The following is a 19,283-nucleotide window of genomic DNA, read 5'->3' as shown; positions in this document are numbered from 1 at the left end:
GCGCCATGTTCATCGGTGACGGTAACTAGGAACTGCTCCTGTTCACTATCGCCCAGGGCTAGTTGATCCACTAACAAGTTGTCATTGAGGGTGTAAGTCCAAGTACCCGTGTTGGGATCGATAACAAAGTTACCGTAGCTGCCGACGGCATTGCCGCTCCAAGTCCAAGTGGCACCGTTATCGACATCATCGGCGGTGAGAGTGTCAGAAGCCACTAAGCTGCCGGGCTCAGGCTCGTTGCCCCCAGGCTGCACACCAGCCTCGACCACATCGCCCATCGCGGCTGCAGCAGAGGAGGTGATCTCAGGTATGTCGTTGGTACCTGTGATGGTAATGGTGACCACTTGGGTATCCGATAAACCATACTCATCGGTGACCGTGATGGTAAAGCTTTCGGTGAACTCATCGCCATAAGCCAAGCTATTAGCGAGCTCGTTATTTAAAGTGAATAACCACTCACCAGTAGATTCATTAAGAGTGAAGATTCCATATGGAGTCACAGGATCGTCATCAAGTTGCCATGTGAGTACGGCACCATTATCTACATCATTGGCCGTTAGCATACCGCTAGCTTGCGCTATCCCTGCCGTTTCTATATTACCTCCAACGAGCACGCCTGCTTCAATCACGTTACCTTGGGCATCTTCGAGAGAAGAGGTGATCTCTGGAGCATCATTTTCTCCAGTAATAGTGATATTAAGGGCTTGAGATACAAAGTCGCCATCACTATCGGTTAGCTGATAGTTAAAGGTCTCTAGCAGTTGCTCACCTAAAGCAAGCGCTTGTACCTCTGGTAGCAGGTTGTTTAATTGGTAGCTATAGCTACCGTCGGCAGAAATGATAAGTGAACCATAAACTCCAGATATAACCGTGTTAGCGGCAATATCACTGCTGCTATTTTCGCTATTACTTACTTGGGTTACAGCGGCTAAATCGGCACCAAGAGTGTCGTTTATAAGAACATTACCTATTACACCATCTAAGTCATTCTGACTGATTTGGTTACTATCATCTAATCCGCTTGGTGCGTCATCAACGACGTTTGCAGTGACTAACGTTGTGGTTTGTACCCCTTGGTTGTCAGTGAGCTGCAGTAGGAAGAGTTCTGACAGGGCGTCTGAGTCTGAATGGTCGAGCGCAGCGACTAAGGTATAACTGTAGGTTAATACCGAATTGATAGAGTCATAACTACTAATCGTTAAGACACCATATTGGGTCGTGATAGATACGGGCCCTACAAACTCACCATCAGTAAAAACGGCTATTCCATTAATGCTAAGGGATTGGATACCTGCTTGAACGTTCACGGACACGCTTTCTGTCTGAGACAGCAGTGTAGCTTGAGGTTCTGATCCCTGCTCTAAGTGTCTCTCGTACAGAGTGACGGCACGTGCTGAGAGCCTAGGAAGAGCAAACTCTGTTAAAAAAACAGGTAATTCATCTATCGGAGGGAGTTCTACTTGCGCAAAGCCTGCTGTGTCATGTCCTGCGTTGGCAAGGGTTTCGTCACCCGTTCGGTTAACGGCAATATAGCCGCCGCCTTCATTTGCAGTTTGGGGTGTATCACCTGCCGCAGTATCGGGTAGGCTCTCCGTTGGATCTTCGCCACTGAGGAGCTGTTCCTGTAAGGCTACGATTTCAGGATCGAGTTCCGTTTCTATCATTTCGCTTGGTTGGACGTCATTGTCAGTAGCGATTGGGCTGATAACTAAGTCATCCTGTGTGGTAGTCGTACCATCGCTGTACTGTAATGTGAACGTGGTGCCAGCAGAAATAGTAAAAGTTATATTCTGTTTTAAGGTGTCTCCAAGGCGAAGTGTTAGCTCTTCACCTTGATTGTTTTTGGTATTGATATTGCCGGACAGCTCAACAATTGTGGCGTCCTGCTTAAGCGTGTAGGTATCCATCATAAAGTGCTCTAACTTGCTCATCCATGAGTTAATTAAAGGATTAGCTGTACTTCGTTAGTCATTATTTTAGGTACATGCAGTATGAATTTTGAACTGATGTGAACTGTTGTCAAATTCAGGTAAGTCAAGTTCTAGGAGGATAATTAAGTTAACTTTGAGCATCGCTCTATGATCAGAAATGTAATCAATAGTTTAGGCTTGGGCTGAATGTATGGCCGTTTTAGCTAAATAAAAAAAGGTCGCCAAAATGGCGACCTTTAGTTAAAAAAGGTATAAGTGTTAAATAAGTTTAGCCGCATTACGTCTGGTTTGCAGTGCTCTGTTAAGTTCGCCTAAATGCTCTTGGGCATCGGCTAGTGCATGCAAACTGGATACGTCATCTTTTAGGTAACAAGCCTTCTGCCACCAGATTTTAGCTTGGTGGTAATCATGGTTTTGTTGATACAGCTTGGCTAAACAGACTTGGTAGTCGAGATTATTCTCATACTGGGATTCTAATGCTAATAACTGCTTTTTCGCTTCCACATCTGTCGGCGTTAAGACTTCAGCTAAGGCTTCAAAAATAGATGCGCTTGGTGATGTTTTTACCTGTTTGAGAAGCATTTTTATCGCGTCATCTTTTCGTTCGAAGCGGCTTAGGCCAATGGCATATTGTGCAATATACTCAGCTTGTTTTCTCTCGGCTCGGCTTAGCCAATGCCAGCATTTCTCTAGCTCCTGATCGTTAGTTTTGCTCGCTTCAGTTAACAGCGCCATATTGGTTTTAAGGGATAAGGCTTGAAATGCTTCATCGGTTAAAACATGTTTTTTATTCACGATAGGTAGCAGTAGCTTAAGTGCCTGCCAATCCTGTTGATCTTGGTACAGCTCAATGGCTAGCTTGAGCACCGGCAACTTACTCTTGCTGGTTGGGTTGAGCTTATTTAATTCTTCTCTCGCAGCGGCTAAGTCACCTTGCTGCAATAGATAGCGTGTACGGGTGGTGCGCACCGCTTTCTCAGCTAATGGTTCGAGTTGCGCCTTCGCTAAGTATTCATCACGAGCCTGGATGTCGTTCTGATGATGCGCTGCTCGAGCGGCAGCGAATAGATTCAGAGCTGGAATTTCACCTTTCTCAGCTCCTTTGGCCATGGCTTTCTCTGCTGCTGGCCAATCTTCTTCTGCTAACGCGAGCGCGCCAAGCAAGGTGTGTTTTCTCGCTGCTTTTTTACGCCATCTTTCAGGGAGGTAGCGACTGCTGAGTACCATGTTAAAAAGCCAGACGACAACAAACTCAACTAGCTGCAATAAACTATAAAAGATGATGAGTGCAATTACGGCAAATACGATGCTGGTTTCGACTTGGTAGTCGCCAATTGCGAGGTACAGATAACCTTTGCTGCCGACAAGAAATGGACTAATACATAGCCCGAGCAAGATGATAATCAGATAGACGAGAGCTCTAACCATTACTGCGTCTCCTCTGTCATCAAGTTGCCGTAGGTGACTAATTGATTCAGTAGGTTAGACGCTTCGAAGCGGTCAATGCTGGTTGTTTGAATTTTTAATGTCTCTAACGCATCTAGCGTTGCAAGCGTATCTATGGTTAGCTGATCTTTAAGATCAAAGTATTGATAGATCCACTTTCTCGCCAGCTTGATAGAGTTACGATAATTAACCTGATCTTGACGATAAAGTGCTAGTTGAGCCTGTAGTAGTTTATTACGGGTATTCTCGACTAAGTACCATTGTTGGTCGGGCTCAAGCAGAGGTGCAGCATCTGTAGTGCGCTTTCTGACGATGACGAAGTCATCGATCAATGCCTGCCATGATTTCGCTAGATTAGACTGCCAGTCACCGATTGAATCGCTCACTTCTGTATCGGCGAGTTCATCGGCCGAAAAGTGCGTTTCGGCTCGATTCAAAGGCAGTTTATCTAAACTATCTATGATGGTATCTAAGGTGAGCACGGTACCCGAAATATCTGTGTTCTTAACCGCCGAGACGGCAGCAATATCTTTCGAAAGAGCCTTTCTTAAAGGCATTAAAGAGGGATCTCGCATCGATTTAATGCGCTCGTCAGCCGCCTTTAACAGGCTAGTAGCAGTACTTGGATCTTTCTCTAACCAGAGCTTCTGCCCTGCAAGCCTAACGAGATACTTTGCCTCTTCAGCGCGCCAGTGGTTTGGATTACGCTGGGCGATAATCGATACGCGTTCTTCAAGCTGAGTTTGTTGTTCGAGTGTTCGCGCCATAGCTAAATCAACGCTCGATTTAAATTGGTTCTGTTGCTGCTCAAGAGAAGTGATGCGCTGATTCGGTTCAACTAATACTGTTTGTAACGTACGATTTAGCTCTTGCTGTAGCTCAACTGTTTCAGCTCGTTGAGTTTGCAGCTGTTGAAAGAGGTAATAGCCGCCGGCTGTGGTCGCAAAAGTCAGTAGCAGCAATAGGAATAGGGTAAAGATAAGCCCCCAAGGCGTGGGCTTATTCTGAGCTGACGGTGCTTGCTCGGCGCTTTGATGAGAGTCAGGGCTTTCGTTAGAGGCAGTAGGTGACTCTGACTGAGTGTCGATAACTGGCTGCGCCGCCACAGTTTGCTCAGTTGTTGGCTCTGAAGCGCTGGCGTCAGTGTTCTTGGTTTCCATTAAACAGTCCTTGAAAGCTAGATGCTGCGGTGATAGCGAGTATGAACCTAGGTCAGCGCGAACTAATTTAAAGATAGTGCAGCTAACATGGCATTAGTGTTAGCGGCCGTCGCATTGCTGACATGCATAAGACCATAGGCCTTTGCCTTTTCAAATACTCGGGGGCTAGGGACTATAATATGACAAGTTTGCAGCCAAGCAAATAGCTCTTTTGGCACTGTTTTAACTAGGTTATCGAGTATTTCACCGCTGGTAATGATAATAGTGTCAATACCAAAGCTTTGCCATTGTTGACAAAGCGTTGCGCTATCAAGCGTTGGGCAACCCCGTTTGTAGACTTCCCAATAGCTAAGCTGGGCACCTCTATTGATAAGCTCAGTGGCCAAATCTTCCCTGCCGCCTTGACCTCTGACAATAATGACTTGATTGCCTGTCACATCGGCTAATGTGGGGAGGGTCAATAATCCTTCCGTTTGTTGGCAATCTTCTGGTGCTTTTAGGGCATCAATGCCCAGTTGTTTTAGTGCGGCATGCGTGGCATCGCCGACGGCAAAATATTGTGCCGAACTAGGCCATTGGTTATCGATTGCTTGAGTCGCAAAGGCAACGGCATTGGTGCTAATAAAAATGATAATGTCGGCTCGATTGAGCAGAGTATCTATTTGGTTAGCATTAAGATTAGAGGTGGGCTGAACGTTAAGTAGGGGCGTGATGAAGTAAGAGACGTTGCGTTGAGTCAACGCCTCTGCCATCAACTGATTGCGCCCTTCTGGGCGCGTCAGTAAGACTTTCATCTAGGTGTTACGCGTTCGCGTAAACAGCGTCAAGAATGGTTTTAGCACCCTTGCTTAGTAGCTCTTCCGCTAGTGCAACGCCTAGCTTCTCTGCATCGGCAGTGCTACCAGAGGTTGTGCCAGTGATGATTTGGCTACCATCAGGGTTACCCACTAGACCGCGAAGTTTTAATGTGTCGCCGTCGATTTCAGCATAAGCACCGATTGGTACCTGACAACCACCTTCAAGGCGGGTGTTCATCGCACGTTCTGCAATAACACGCATACGGGTTTCTGCATGCTCAAGTGGTGCAAGTAGTGCTTTAACACGAGCATCATCAGTACGGCACTCGATACCTACAGCGCCTTGGCCGTTTGCTGGTAGTGATTGTTCTGCAGAGATAAAGCTAGCGATTCTTTCTTCAAGTTTTAGGCGCTTAAGACCCGCTGCCGCAAGAATGATGGCATCATAGTTACCAGCATCAAGTTTTGCTAGACGGGTGCCAACATTACCACGCAGATCTTTGATAACAAGATCTGGACGTGCGGCGCGAATTTGGCACTGACGACGCAGACTCGAAGTACCGACGACTGCGCCTTGTGGCAAGTCTTCGAGCGTCTTATAGGTATTCGACACGAATGCATCACGTGGATCTTCACGCTCACAGATCACTTCAAGACCCAGACCTTCAGGGAACTCAACTGGTACATCTTTCATCGAGTGAACCGCGATATCCGCTTGGCCTTCTAGCATTGCGACTTCTAGTTCTTTAACAAACAAGCCTTTACCGCCTACTTTGGCTAGGGGCGTATCTAAGATGATGTCACCTTTAGTGCTCATTGGTAGCAATTCAACTGTGAGGCCTTCGTGGATTTTTTCCAGTTCAGCTTTCACAAATTCGGCTTGCCACATGGCAAGAGGGCTCTTACGTGTTGCGATACGGATCAGATTTTGAGACATGCACGATATTCCATCTTAGAACTTATTTGCGTCAATGCTAACACTGCCCGATTACAGATGTAACGCTCTGCTGCCGATTCTTTGAAGTCTACCCTATTCTAAATTGATAATAAGTGTGATCGTGATCACAATAGCTTGCTGCCAATCGGTTTGACGTATACATTAGGGGTGAGTGATTTATCTTTCTAAGGTGGAATAATTTGTCAGAAGAGCTTGATAAGCTTCAGCATGCCGCCGAGCGATTAGACATAATCAGGTACGCCAGAGCGATAGCATTGCTGTCGCCATTAAAGCGTCATCTTCTTCGGCTTATCCCTGTTTTCTTGCATTACCATGCCCCTAAGCTACCTGGCTATAATGGCCCTTTCACTCCAAGTGGGGTTGTGGATTACCATATCGAGGCTGATACAACTTATGCCTGTGAAACCCTTGAGATAGATCTATCTATTGCAGACACTGCCGATATTCCCTTAATCGAGGGAGTTTATAGCATGGGCAGTACCGCCAGCTTTGGACAAAACCCCCAAAGTGATGTCGATGTTTGGCTGGTTCATAGTGATTTATTAAGCAAGAATCAATGCGAATTACTGGCAAGTAAGGCTGTCTTACTGAGCCAGTGGTTTGCCAAGTTCGATTTTGAAGTCAATATCTATCTTGTGCATCCGGATCAGTTTATTAAAGGGCAAACCGAACAAGTCGATCCCTATAACTGCATGGGACACGAGCACAGCGGTAGTGCTCAGCACTGGTTATTACTCGAGGAGTTTTATCGTAGCCAGTTTCGCTTAGCGGGCAAGCCTATTGCATGGTGGCCCAATGCTGACAAGTCTTCAAAGTTACTATCCTTAGGTGATGCAAGCGCGTTGCCAGCCAGTGAGTATTTCGGTGCCTCACTTTGGCAGTTATATAAGGGAGTTGAAAAACCCCATAAGGCACTATTAAAAGTGCTACTTCTTGAAGCTTACGCCAGTGAGTATCCTCATACCCGTTTGGTGAGTGAGCGAATTTGGCAACGCACCTTGCAAGGCGATTTTTCTTCCAACAATGATGCCTATTACCTACTTTATGAATCGATAGAGTCCTATCTGTTAGGTCGCGGTGACAGACGCAGGCTTGAAATTGCTCGTCGTTGCTTCTATCTAAAGTGTGGCGTAAAGCTAAGTCAGAGTGACAAAGCTGTCGACTGGCGTTACTACAAGATGAAAAAGCTGGTGAGTAACTGGAACTGGTCTGAAAGCTTACTCAAAACCTTAGATAACTGTGAAGATTGGCACTGTGGTCAATTGCAGTGGTTTAACGAGCAGCTCAATGAGTTGATGCTAGGCAGCTATCGTACCTTATTGCAATTTGCCTCGACCCATCGTTTAAGCGAAAGTCTGCGGATTTCTGAGCTTGGGTTACTCACCCGCAAATTACACACTTATTTTAGTGAGGATGCTCACCAGATCATGCGGCTTAACTCCCTTTGGAGTCGCTCTATTTTAGAACCATATCTGTCGGTGATCTACAGCACTCAGGATGAGCATTACTATCTGTATCGCTGCTCGCCTAATCCCAGAAATTTTCTCGAGCACAGCTCGGTATTTCACTCTAAGAGTAAGGCTAAACTCTTGGTTTGGGCCAGCCTTAATGGAGTGGCTGATGATAAAACCCGTTGGTTTGAAGTACGTCAGAGTAAGCGTAAATCCATCTATTTGACCCACGCGGCAAATCGACTCGATGGACTGATTGTAAATGAGTCGGTCAAGGTGTCTAAGATGGCGCTGTATCAGCCTTGGCATTTCCGTAAGTTAGTGTTTCTGCTTAACTTTAATAATGATCCGACAGAGAGCTGGGCAGGGCAAGATATCATGGTCGACTATATGAACAGTAATGTGTTCTCCATTGGTCGACGTCACCAGAATATGGTGGACTCTATCGATGTGATCAGTCTCAATAGTTGGGGGGAGTGGCATTGCCATCATTTTGAGGGAGAGAAGAGTATCTTGGATGCGCTGTCGTTTGTCACTCCAGGGATGAAGCGTGCGAGTGCTAGGGTCTCGGTCGAGGTGATTAGCTGCTCAAGTAAATTACGTTCACAGACGGAGCGGACTGTGAAGGATTTATTATATCGGGCGGTACGTCTGAGTCGACAGGCCCAAAGCTCAATGACTTTAGGCTATGCATTGCAGGTCGGAAGGCTACGCTATGGGCTGTTTTTTAATAACCGTGGCATGCATTACGAAAATTTAAGTGATGCTAAGTCTTTTTATCAACAACTCTCTCAGCGCAAACTATTGGAATTGCCTAGGCCAACCTTAGGTGATGAGCCTTTTTCTAAACTGCCAGCGGTGATCCAAGACTATGCGGCTAAGGGGGCTATTCAATATTTCTTGCGCCAAAGAAAACAAGGTCTCGATGTGTTTATCTTGGATGAGATGAATGAGCTGAACCACTATGTGCAAGAGGGCATAGATGTGAATGCATTAGTCAATCAACTGAGTCACTTTCATACATTTGAGGATCCACAGCTGACTCGGGAGAATTTTAACTTACCGCAGTTCTTTATGCTGGATCGCGTTAAGGGGGTGCTAACGGCAGTGCCTTTTGGCGTGAGTATCGAGGCCTACGAAGTCGATTTTTAAGCCGAAGCGCTGAGAATGTTAAAGACGGTAGTATTGAGAATTGCTAAATGAGGAGTTTCCTCCTCATTTCATTGGCAGCACAAGATTAAATATCTAATTTTAAGCCGCTTTGCTTGTAGATTGACTCGATGAGAAATGGCATAAACTCATTACCGTTACGCTCATCCATCCACTTACCATCAACATAGCCAAAATGGTATCCACCAAATTGTGTCGCCAACCAAATTTCATGTAGTGGCTCCTGCTTATTGATTACGATCTTAGAGGTACCGTCAAACTCCAACTGCAGCACATTGCCTGAGCCATCAACATCGACATCCGCATCTTGCTCTTCGATAAGCACTTCTATCGCGTTATCAATTGTTTGAAATATTTCATCAACCAATTGGTGAAATTCGAAATCTGTCATTGCCATGCTAATTATTCCTCAGATTTTTGTAATACCAGCATATTACCAATCGATAGCCTGATTACCAATCACATTAATTTTGTGGTTAATCATCTGCTAAATAAGCCAGCCTCATTTTATTCTATCTAAAGTCTCTTTATTTCAATGTATTAGTGCTTGTAAGGGAGAGTGGGAGTTGTAGGGAGAACATTATGATTAGTTGAATTATTTTGCCTTAGCGTAGCGATACAGCGTTAAGTTGTGATTTACAGTAGTTAACTTGGACTATATAGCGGCTAGTTAGCTGCAGTTAATGTAAGAAAGGCTTGATATAAATGCGTTATAGGGTTGACGCACAGCGGACTTGTCTGCAAACATCAGGACTAAGAATTTTAGCCGATAGCAAGCCGTAGTGTTATTGCTCCAAGGGTCACTGATGTTGAAAAAAATGAGACTGTTTTTGCTAATAGGGCTTGGTAGCCTAGTACTTTTAGGTTGCGGGCAGAAAAGTGCGTTATTTAGAGCGCCGCCGCAAGAGGTTAATCAGCAGGCAGCTGACAAGCAGGTGTCTGACGCTAAGCCAACGCAAAGCGAACAGAGCAAAAAGGACTAAAGATCTTGGATCATTTTTTATATCAAGCAGATGAACTCTACGCGGAGCAGTGTCAAGTAGCTGAACTTGCTAAACAGCATGGAACGCCGCTCTATATCTATTCCCGTGCGACGCTTGAGCGTCATTGGCATGCATTTGATAATGCCATAGGTGAACATCCACACCTTATCTGTTATGCGGTTAAGGCAAACTCGAACATTGCAGTACTTAATGTGCTGGCACGTTTAGGCAGTGGCTTCGATATCGTCTCGGGTGGTGAACTATCGCGGGTTATCGAGGCCGGTGGTGATCCTGCTAAAGTCGTTTTCTCGGGTGTGGGTAAAACAGTTGCCGAGATGGAAATGGCGCTGAATTTAGGTATTTACTGCTTTAACGTAGAGTCAGCCGCTGAGCTTGAGCAGTTAAACCAAGTGGCACTGCGCCTAGGTAAAGTTGCCCCTGTATCACTACGAGTGAACCCAGATGTCGATGCCGGGACTCATCCTTATATTTCAACGGGCCTTAAAGAGAATAAATTCGGCATCGCCATGGAAGAGGCCGAGGCTATCTTTAAGCGAGCCGCTGAACTGCCAGGGCTTGAGGTCAAGGGTGTCGATTGCCATATCGGATCCCAATTAACAGAGATTAAACCTTTCCTAGATGCGATGGATCGCATGCTAGCGCTAATCGATCGTTTAGCCGAGCAAGGGATCGAGATTAAACACTTCGATGTGGGTGGTGGACTCGGTGTTACCTATGATGACGAGCTTCCGCCGCAGCCAGATGTGTACGCCGCTGCCCTGCTTGAGCGTTTAGGTGGTCGCGATCTAAAATTGATTTTTGAACCAGGACGCGCGATTGCCGCTAACGCCGGCATTTTTGTCACTCAGGTGCTCTATCTGAAGGAAAACAGCGATAAGCGTTTTGCCTTAGTAGACGGCGCCATGAATGACTTAATCCGACCGTCTCTCTATAGCGCTTGGCAGAAGATCATTCCTGTTATTGAACGCGCTGGTGAGACCCTTAGTTATGACGTAGTCGGCCCTGTGTGTGAGACAGGGGATTTCTTAGGTAAAGACCGTCAGCTTAATGTGCAGGCTGGAGATTACCTTGCCGTGCGTTCGTCGGGAGCCTATGGCTTTACCATGGCATCTAATTATAATTCACGTCCACGTGCCGCAGAGCTGATGGTGGATGGTGATAAAGCCTATGTCATCCGTGAGCGAGAAAAAATCGCTCAGTTATGGCAAGGTGAGCAGATCCTGCCGTAAACTAGAACAATACTAAGTCGCAAACGTAAGACGTTTGCGGCAGATACTTTTTAAGGATGTCCATCTTGATCCAATTCACTAAGATGCATGGGCTAGGCAATGACTTTATGGTTGTCGATGGAGTGACACAGAATGTGTTCTTCTCTCCCGATCAAATTAAGCGTCTAGCGGATCGGAACTTTGGTGTGGGCTTCGATCAGTTATTACTGGTGGAGCCTCCCTACGATCCCGATTTAGATTTTCATTATCGCATCTTTAATGCTGATGGCAGTGAGGTTGAACAGTGCGGCAATGGCGCGCGCTGCTTCGCACGTTTTGTGCGTAACAAGGGCCTGACCCATAAGCATAAAATTCGAGTAAGCACCTCATCGGGTAAGATAACTCTGCGCTTAGAGCGTGATGGTAAGGTTACCGTTAATATGGGCATCCCGATCCTAGAGCCGGGTAAGATCCCATTTACTGCAAAGAAAGCGGAGAAAACTTACCTGCTGATGGCACCAAGCGGTACCTATCTTTGTGGCGCAGTCTCTATGGGTAACCCTCACTGTGTGATAGAAGTGGATGATGCCGCCGAGACCGATGTCGATACCATAGGCGCAGAGCTTACTAACCATGAACGTTTTCCAAAGGGCGTCAATGTCGGCTTTATGCAGGTGTTAAGTCCTAGCCATATCAAACTTAGAGTCTACGAGCGTGGTGCAGCAGAGACCTTAGCCTGTGGCTCAGGTGCATGTGCAGCTGTAGTCGTGGGGATCTTGCAAGGTAAGCTCGATAGAAATGTGCAGGTAGACTTACCTGGTGGCAGCTTAATGATCAACTGGGACGGTGAAGGTAAGCCGCTGTGGATGACAGGACCTGCAGAACATGTTTACGATGGGCAGATCTCACAATGATAGATAACTCTAAATCTACTCCTCCATTTGATGAAATTCTAATTCGCGAATATCTGCTGGAAAACCCTGACTTCTTCAGTCGTTATCCTGAACTGTTACTGGCCATGCGCATCCCTCATGCTGAGCGAGGCGCAGTTTCGCTTGTTGAGCGTCAGCAGGAGATGTTGCGTCAACGAGTCAGTCAGCTGGAAGAGGAGATCACGGCCCTTTTAGCCATGGCGTCACGTAATGAGCAGATCTTTATGTTTAACAGTGCATTATCCATGCAACTGCTAAAATGTGAGGATATGGGCGAATTACGTCAGGTGTTGTCTAGCGGTCTAAAAGAGCAGTTTCAGTTTAGTCATGTAAGGCTTATCACGGTACATGACATCGACAGCGAGTTATCGCAGATCTGGAGTAAGCGTCTCGACTCGGGTTACTATTTTGGTCGCTTGACTAAAGAGGAGTCGAAGCGCCTGTTTGGCACGGAGGTTGGCTCGGTAGCACTATCTCGCTTATCGAAAGAGTGTGGTCAGGTGATCTTTGCCATCGCGAGTCAAGATCCTATGCATTTTCATCCTGAGATGGACTACCTTCTCTTGTCTCAGCTTAAGCAGTTACTCGATCACCAACTGACTAAAATTTAATAGTGAGGCTCTATGACTGACGAAGCGTTATCGAATAATGTGCGTTGGTTGAATGACTTTGAGCGTTACCTGCGCACAGAGCGTCAAGTCTCGGCCTATACGGTGCGTAACTATCTGTTTGAGCTGCAACGCATCGAGAAACTATTTGGCGAAACGGACACTTGGTTGTCTTTGCAGCATGAGTCTTTACAAGCCATGTTAGCTAAGCTGCATCGCAAAGGCTTAAGTCCACGGTCATTGTCACTGACACTTTCTGCCCTAAAACAGTTCTATGAGTTTCTACTTAGAGAGCAGCAGATTAAAGTTAATCCAGCCATTAGCCTTACGGCGCCTAAACAGGGCAAGCCTCTGCCTAAGAATATGGATGTCGATTCGGTGAGCCATCTGCTCGACATTGATGGCGATGATCCCCTTAGTCTACGTGACAAAGCCATCATGGAGCTGTTTTACTCCTCTGGTTTGCGTTTGGCGGAGCTTGCAGCGCTGAATGTCGCTGATATCCAATTCTCTCAAGCTCAGGTCAAAGTCTTAGGTAAGGGCAGTAAAGAGCGGATTGTGCCTATTGGAAAATTAGCGTTAACGGCTATAAACCAGTGGTTGGATATCAAGCGCGATATTTACTGTGAAGACGATGCCTTGTTTGTCACTGCCAAGGGCAAACGTTTGGCTCACAGAAGTATTCAGGCGCGCCTCGCTAAATGGGGCCAAGATCAAGCGCTAGGGATTAAGGTGCATCCCCATAAACTGCGTCACTCCTTTGCTACCCACATGCTGGAGTCCAGTGCGGATCTACGAGCGGTACAGGAGCTATTAGGCCACGCAAATTTGTCGACCACGCAGGTTTATACCAGCTTGGATTTTCAGCATCTAGCCAAGGTGTATGACGGTGCGCATCCAAGAGCTAAAAAACGAGGCAACAGATCATGAAGATCTATATTCGTCCACAAGCCTTTCAAGCTATCAGCTTCGACTTAGATGACACTCTCTACGATAATCGGCCGATCATCATTCAGGCTGAATCCGAGCTGCAGACCTTTTTACACCAAGCCTATCCTAAATCTGCAAAGTGGCAGCTTGCTGACTGGCGCAGACTCAAGCTAGCCCTGTTTAGGGAATCACCAGAGCTTCGTCATGATACGACCGTTGCGCGACTGACAATGTTGGAGCGTGGTCTGCTGCAATTGGGTTATGACGCCCAAACCGCAAAAGCAGGTGCTAAGGCGGGTCTTGAGCACTTTGTGAAGTATCGTAGTCACTTCAAAGTCTCGACAGAGGTTATTGAGCTGCTAGCTCAGCTTAAACAGAAATATCGCTTGATCGGCATTACCAATGGCAATGTCGATCATCAAAGGATTGGCTTAGAGGGATTATTCGAGTTCGTATTGCACCCAGGGCACGGCTATAAGCAAAAACCATCGGCAGAGATGTTTGTATTGGCTGCTGAAAAATTGGGGCTACCCTTGGCAAGTATTCTTCATATTGGTGATAGCGCAAAGAGTGACGTCTATGGGGCAAGACGAGCTGGTTGCCAAGCTGTCTGGCTTAACCCTGGCTTTGGTGTGATTGATAAGTCGAGCGCCTACGGGATGCTACCTCATATCGAAATATCCTCTGTGCAGCAGCTGAGACAGTTGTTGTAATCTATTGAATTATTAGTTGTTAATAACTTGTTATTTTTCACTGTCTTGATATGCTCTATTCTTTGAAAATTTAATAATAACAAAGTTTTATAGGATAGGGGTTATCATGAAAAAACTATGTGTTGCGCTATCAGTTTTATTACTCACCAGTGCCTGCTCAATTAAACAGCGTGTTGATCCGGTTCATGTGAACAATAATGCTGAAGTATGTATTCAAAAGAACCCCGACGTGAGGGATGGTTTTTTGCAGGAGATGGAGAAGATCCTTGCAGAGAAACAGATTAAATATCGCATCATCGAAGAGTTAGATGCCAGCCAGCAATGTGAGTGGACTGCTACGTATACGGCGAACTGGCGTTGGGATCTTGCGTTATACATGGTTTACGCAGAGATTAAGGTATTCCATCAAGGGCGTTTAGATGGTGAAGCAATTTATGACGCTCGAAGCGGTGGAGCGAATATGAATAAATTTATTGATGCGGAGCCTAAAATTCGTGAGCTAATAGAACAGCTTATTCAGCAAAAGCAAGCTTCAATAGCTTGGTCACCACTTCAGCAAACCGCGATTTAATAAAAAGGCTCACAACGGTGAGCCTTTTTGCTTCTTTGCTGTAAAAACTTATCAGGCGGTCAGCGCCAATGCTTTCGGGAACAAGATATTGTTCTCAAGATAGATGTGTTGTTTTAAGTCAGCTTCAAATTCGGCCAAGCTGGCGTAACAAACTCGCCAAGTGGTGCAAGCATGTGCAGGTGGAGTAAAGCCATTAGTTAGTTCACTAATTTTTTCAAAGATCTGCAATGCGTCATCGTGCTCATATTGCATGGCATTAATTGGATTGCCGATATGACCAAAGCAAGTTTGCATTTCCACTTGATTGTATAGGCCTAAGATGGCGGGAAATAGGATCTGTTCCTCTTTCATCAAGTGCGGCATTAAGTCATCAACGAGTGCGCGGATCCAACCTGCTAGCGGTTTAATCTCACTATGGTTTTCACCATGGGCACGTACCATTTTTTGACTATATTCCAGTAGTAATGGGGCTTTTTCTCTTACAAAAGTATGGTGTGTCGATTCAATGTAATTGAGTAGATCGGGCAGCGGTAGTTGCTCCAACCCTTGCTGTTTATCGCCTTGTGCTGCCAATGCTACTAGCGCATTAAGCAGTGCATCTTCATCGGCATCGAAACGTTTAATTGCTCGCGCTAAAGAAATGCCACCGCCACAACAAAAGTCAATTCCATATTGGCTAAAAAGATGTGCAGTACGGAAGTCATTGGCAACGAGTTCACCGACACGAGTGTTGAGTAAGTTGGTCTTTTCTTGAGATTGATCAGCTTGAGACTGAGGCATACGCTGCTCCAATAAACGCAATTTATTTACATGTATATTATTTGCATCTTATTTGTGGTTCAACAATTACCTGAGTAAAATGCTCGGGTAATCACATTTTTTGCGCCAAATTAGCTCAATGTAGGTAGGTCTTATACTGCGATAGGAGTATGGGGAACTCATATGGAACTGTTGAATTGATCGATTCTATTGTATGAAACTGATGTGATTTGAGTCTTGAAACAAGGTTTTAATATAGTGTTTTAATTTCGATTAATTTACACTAACCTGCAGCAAACTAAGATATTATACCAATCAGTATAAGAATTTGATCTACTCAGAGCGATTTTGGCAAACTAATTCAAGGCGAATAGCTGCAATAATGGTTATTCCCTTATAAAGCTAATCAACGCAGAAGTAGGCAGCCAAAAACGCTCCAAAATGGCGAGTTTTAGCGATTCTGATGCTGTGTTAACGAGCTTGAACGTAGAACAACTATGCTCTTCACTCGTTGCCTTGCCTCAAAACCGCTAAACTCTCGCTGAGTGACTAAATGTTTATACTGATTGGTATTAGTCATCATAAACACAGTGAGGACTAGTAACATAATTAAGGATTGTAGTTAGTCATAATGTTTCGCCTAGCTCGTTTTATTCACGCATTTATTTGCTCTCCAGCTAAGTTGGGGCGGATATTGTTGATCGTGATTTTAACGATGCAATCTATGGTGACTATGGCTGATGACTGTACTTCTGCCCACCAAGATTGCGGTAGCGCTGCAAGCCATGTTGTTGAGCAAATTAATACTTTTGCTGACAATACATCCCAATGTGATGAGGCTGGCAATAGCAGCCATGTAGAAGACGATTGTGCAGACTGTAGCAATAACTGCTGCTCATGCTGTATGACGTTAATGCATCCAATGTCTGCGATGCAAACAGCACAGGCTTACCCAAATAGCTTCGTGTTATCAGTTAACTTCACTTCTGTTGAAGCACCTTACTATTCGCTTTTGCGTCCGCCCAAAGCCTTACTCGTTTAATCAAAATATTATTGATTTAGCCAGCTTTTAAAGCTTGCTAAAGATCTGTTGCATCTTTTTCAGATTTAGCTAGCAGATCTGTATTTTTGTATTAAATCGAGGCTTATTCTCTGATGTTTTATAATACTTATATCAGCAACGATGCCACAAAAGTGGTGATACGTTGTCTTGGGCGAGGGCTTTTTAGCACCCTCGCAATCATTACTCTTCTATTTGCTGTCCCGTTTTTGGCAAAGGCTGAAACGCAAGCTGATACGCTGTCGTTAGCTAAGGTCATTGAGCGAGTACAACAGCAACATCCTACCTTGAAGGTGTTTCAGTTTCGAGCCAATGCACTTGATGGTGCTGCACAAACTCAGGCACTTACTCCTGGCTATGAGATTGGATTTGATGTCGATAATGTTATTGGAACTGGCGAGTTCCAAGGCATTGAGAGCGCGGAGTTCAGTGTGTCACTATCATCGGTGATTGAACTTGGTGACAAATTAGCCGCACGTAAAGGCGTTGTAAGTGAGCAGCGTGCTGTATTGGAAGCGGAAAGAAAAATCACTGCGCTTAATTTATTAGCTGAAGCCACTCGTCGCTACATTGATGTATTAGCCGCACAATCTCAGCTACAGCTGGCGATAGATGGCTTAACGCTTGCGGAAGAAACCCAAGCAGTAGTGGCAGAGCGAGCGCAGGTTGGGGTGACTTCAGATGCAGAACTTAAGCGCGCTCAAGCTGCAGTGTTTAATGCCAAATTAGTTGCTGAAACTCAGCTACAGCAGCTTGACTACGCGAAATTAGCGTTGAGTATGATGTGGGGCGAATCTCAAGTTAGCTTTGACTCTCTGCAGGGCAATTTATTTGCATTTACTGATGACGTAGCGCTTGAGCCGCTATTTGAAAAAGTAAAATATAGCCCAGCAATCACTGCGTTTTTAACTCAGGTACAGCTTAAAGAAGCCGAGCTGCGTTTTGCTAAAACTCAATCGAGTAGCAATATTAGTTGGTCAGTTGGAGTCAAGCAGTTACAACAGACTAACGACATGGCACTCACCGCTGGTTTTAGTATGCCGCTATTTAATAGCGAGCGAAATGCCGGTGAAATCATCTCAGCTCAAGCGGCAAAAGAACAAGTTTTGGCGAATCGTGAAGTGGCATTGCTTGAACTATATGGTCAGCTATACCGCGCTTATGCCAGCCGCAAGCAAGCGATAATCACAGTAAACCGTTTGCAATCAAGCGTGATCCCTACCTTAACCTCAGCCCTTGAAGACACTAAACGAGGTTATGAGCAAGGTTTGTATAGCTACCTTGATTATTTAACTGCCCGTGAAGAGCTGTTATTTGCCCGTAGAGCACTGATTGATTCAGCTGCGTCTGCATTGCGCTACGGCGTTGATATTGAGCAACTGATTGCCGAACCACTACCTGCTTCACAACATACTTTTTTCAATGACTTTTCAGAGCCAGCAGACTTTTCTAACGCAGCTATTTCTAATGTAGCTAAAGGACACACAAAATGAGCGCTAACACACTAACAAAATTTTCTCTCGTTCATCTTGCTGTCACTGCGGCCATTACAGCTTGTATGCTTGTTACGCCGGTGAACGCCGCAGATGAGCACGCCCATGAGCTTGAACATCAGCATCAAGCTGAGCGTCATGACGAGCACAGCCATGATAAGCATGAGGACGAGCACGGACATGATAAGCATGAGGATGAACATGGTCATAAGGATGAGCACGATGATGATCATGGTCATAAGGATGAGCATGGGCATGATGAACACGGCCACGATGAGCATGAAGAGGGCAAAGTGCATATTAGTCCAGAGCAGATGCAGCGCTCAGGTATTGCGACTCAAATTGCTCAAGCGGGTGATATTAAGCAAACCGTTACCGTGTATGGCCGCACCGTATTGCCAGAAGCCGCCAGCAGCCAAGTCAAAGCTCGCTTTGCAGGCTTAATTACTCAAATGAAAGTTAACGTAGGCGATAGGGTTAAAGCTGGACAAGTCATCGCTGAAGTTGAGTCTAACTCAAGCCTAAAACGTTACTCAATCAAAGCGCCTATTTCAGGCATGGTAGTTGAACGCAACGCCAATGCAGGTGAAATGGCAAACGATAATGTATTGCTAAGCATTATCGATGACAGTCGCCTTTGGGCTGAGTATCAGATCTTTCCTGCACAAATGCGCAGTGTTGCGGTAGGCCAGCAGTTATTGGTTACTGGCACACAGCAGCAAGCTGATTCGAAGCTTGAATATCTATTGAATGCGCCACAAGGGCAGTTATATCAGCTTGCGCGTGCACCGCTTGATAATACTAACGGCCAATGGTCGCTGGGTAGTCTAGTGTCAGGTTACGTCACCTTGAGTAAGCAAGCTGTTGGCTTGATGATTGACAACCTTGCGCTGCAAGAAATGGAAGGCCAACAAGTGGTGTTTGTGCGCAATGCAGAAGGTTTTGAAAAACGTGTGGTTGAGCTTGGCCTGCGCGATAGCCAAATGACAGAGGTGTTGTCAGGACTCATAGCTGGCGAAGAGTATGCGGTGCAAAAGAGCTTTTTGTTGAAGGCAGATCTTGAGAAATCAAGCGCCGGCCACGTGCACTAAA

General features: G+C 45.6%; 18 protein-coding genes. 11 read left to right on the top strand and 7 right to left on the bottom strand.

Translation table 11 applies throughout. From position 1 onward, the window contains the following. From K5Q92_RS18290 to hemC, 5 genes are all read right to left on the bottom strand, one after another. Positions 1–1,910, bottom strand: a 1,910-nt coding sequence (locus tag K5Q92_RS18290) for a retention module-containing protein (protein ID WP_220770324.1), incomplete at its 3' end; no start/stop codon positions are given. 279 nt (positions 1,911–2,189) lie between these two features. Continuing rightward, positions 2,190–3,359 (bottom strand): heme biosynthesis HemY N-terminal domain-containing protein, encoded by a 1,170-nt coding sequence (locus tag K5Q92_RS18285; protein WP_220770323.1) that lies wholly within the window; start codon positions 3,357–3,359, stop codon positions 2,190–2,192. Continuing rightward, complete coding sequence (locus K5Q92_RS18280; protein WP_220770322.1) at positions 3,359–4,537, bottom strand: uroporphyrinogen-III C-methyltransferase; 1,179 nt, start codon at positions 4,535–4,537, stop codon at positions 3,359–3,361. The genes K5Q92_RS18285 and K5Q92_RS18280 overlap by 1 nt, the downstream gene beginning before the upstream one ends. A 62-nt stretch (positions 4,538–4,599) precedes the next feature. After that, the gene (locus K5Q92_RS18275) at positions 4,600–5,331 is read right to left on the bottom strand and encodes a uroporphyrinogen-III synthase (protein WP_220770321.1); all 732 of its coding nucleotides are present in this window, start codon (positions 5,329–5,331) and stop codon (positions 4,600–4,602) included. A 7-nt stretch (positions 5,332–5,338) separates the two neighbouring features. Continuing rightward, on the bottom strand, positions 5,339–6,271 hold the full coding sequence (gene hemC, locus K5Q92_RS18270) for a hydroxymethylbilane synthase (protein ID WP_220770320.1): 933 nt from the start codon (positions 6,269–6,271) through the stop codon (positions 5,339–5,341). 200 nt (positions 6,272–6,471) lie between these two features. Here hemC and K5Q92_RS18265 point away from each other — a divergent pair, with 200 nt between their 5' ends. Next, positions 6,472–8,895 (top strand): class I adenylate cyclase, encoded by a 2,424-nt coding sequence (locus tag K5Q92_RS18265; protein WP_220770319.1) that lies wholly within the window; start codon positions 6,472–6,474, stop codon positions 8,893–8,895. Positions 8,896–8,980: 85 nt separating this feature from the next. Here K5Q92_RS18265 and cyaY read toward each other — a convergent pair whose 3' ends face one another. Continuing rightward, a complete protein-coding gene (gene cyaY / locus K5Q92_RS18260) occupies positions 8,981–9,310 on the bottom strand; it encodes an iron donor protein CyaY (RefSeq protein ID WP_220770318.1) in 330 nt (109 codons plus the stop codon). Positions 9,311–9,719: 409 nt separating this feature from the next. On the opposite strand from cyaY, the gene K5Q92_RS18255 reads away from it, so the two are divergent. The 7 genes from K5Q92_RS18255 to K5Q92_RS18225 all read left to right on the top strand — a co-directional run bounded on the left by K5Q92_RS18255 (position 9,720) and on the right by K5Q92_RS18225 (position 14,879). Further along, positions 9,720–9,896: a lipoprotein gene (locus K5Q92_RS18255; protein ID WP_220770317.1), complete on the top strand. Its 177-nt coding sequence runs from the start codon at positions 9,720–9,722 to the stop codon at positions 9,894–9,896. Positions 9,897–9,901: 5 nt separating this feature from the next. Further along, positions 9,902–11,146: a diaminopimelate decarboxylase gene (lysA, locus tag K5Q92_RS18250; RefSeq protein WP_220770316.1), complete on the top strand. Its 1,245-nt coding sequence runs from the start codon at positions 9,902–9,904 to the stop codon at positions 11,144–11,146. A 65-nt stretch (positions 11,147–11,211) separates the two neighbouring features. Then, positions 11,212–12,039 (top strand): diaminopimelate epimerase, encoded by an 828-nt coding sequence (gene dapF / locus K5Q92_RS18245; RefSeq protein ID WP_220770315.1) that lies wholly within the window; start codon positions 11,212–11,214, stop codon positions 12,037–12,039. Beyond that, entirely contained in the window at positions 12,036–12,668 is a 633-nt protein-coding gene (locus K5Q92_RS18240) for a DUF484 family protein (RefSeq protein WP_220770314.1), read from the top strand. Before dapF ends, K5Q92_RS18240 begins: the two co-directional genes overlap by 4 nt. A 12-nt stretch (positions 12,669–12,680) precedes the next feature. Then, positions 12,681–13,595 (top strand): tyrosine recombinase XerC, encoded by a 915-nt coding sequence (gene xerC / locus K5Q92_RS18235; RefSeq protein ID WP_220770313.1) that lies wholly within the window; start codon positions 12,681–12,683, stop codon positions 13,593–13,595. Beyond that, positions 13,592–14,308 carry an HAD-IA family hydrolase gene (locus K5Q92_RS18230; protein WP_220770312.1) on the top strand — a complete coding sequence of 239 codons (717 nt, stop codon included), beginning with the start codon at positions 13,592–13,594 and terminating at the stop codon, positions 14,306–14,308. The genes xerC and K5Q92_RS18230 overlap by 4 nt, the downstream gene beginning before the upstream one ends. A 106-nt stretch (positions 14,309–14,414) precedes the next feature. Then, a complete protein-coding gene (locus K5Q92_RS18225; RefSeq protein ID WP_220770311.1) occupies positions 14,415–14,879 on the top strand; it encodes an Sbal_3080 family lipoprotein in 465 nt (154 codons plus the stop codon). 51 nt (positions 14,880–14,930) lie between these two features. On the opposite strand, the gene ric is transcribed toward K5Q92_RS18225, so the two are convergent. After that, positions 14,931–15,659 carry an iron-sulfur cluster repair di-iron protein gene (gene ric / locus K5Q92_RS18220; RefSeq protein ID WP_220770310.1) on the bottom strand — a complete coding sequence of 243 codons (729 nt, stop codon included), beginning with the start codon at positions 15,657–15,659 and terminating at the stop codon, positions 14,931–14,933. Positions 15,660–16,341: 682 nt separating this feature from the next. Between ric and K5Q92_RS18215 the strand changes: the two genes are divergently transcribed. The 3 genes from K5Q92_RS18215 to K5Q92_RS18205 all read left to right on the top strand — a co-directional run bounded on the left by K5Q92_RS18215 (position 16,342) and on the right by K5Q92_RS18205 (position 19,282). Further along, positions 16,342–16,680, top strand: a complete 339-nt coding sequence (locus K5Q92_RS18215) for a hypothetical protein (RefSeq protein WP_259649625.1) — start codon at positions 16,342–16,344, stop codon at positions 16,678–16,680. Positions 16,681–16,793: 113 nt separating this feature from the next. Then, entirely contained in the window at positions 16,794–18,191 is a 1,398-nt protein-coding gene (locus K5Q92_RS18210) for a TolC family protein (RefSeq protein ID WP_220770308.1), read from the top strand. Then, a complete protein-coding gene (locus K5Q92_RS18205; RefSeq protein ID WP_220770307.1) occupies positions 18,188–19,282 on the top strand; it encodes an efflux RND transporter periplasmic adaptor subunit in 1,095 nt (364 codons plus the stop codon). The genes K5Q92_RS18210 and K5Q92_RS18205 overlap by 4 nt, the downstream gene beginning before the upstream one ends. Position 19,283 lies beyond the last annotated feature (1 nt).

It is taken from the genome of Shewanella sp. MBTL60-007, assembly GCF_019654915.1.
Classification (GTDB): Bacteria; Pseudomonadota; Gammaproteobacteria; order Enterobacterales; family Shewanellaceae; genus Shewanella.
Note: the sequence above shows the minus strand (reverse complement) of the source record. Positions and strands in the feature narration are given on the sequence as shown.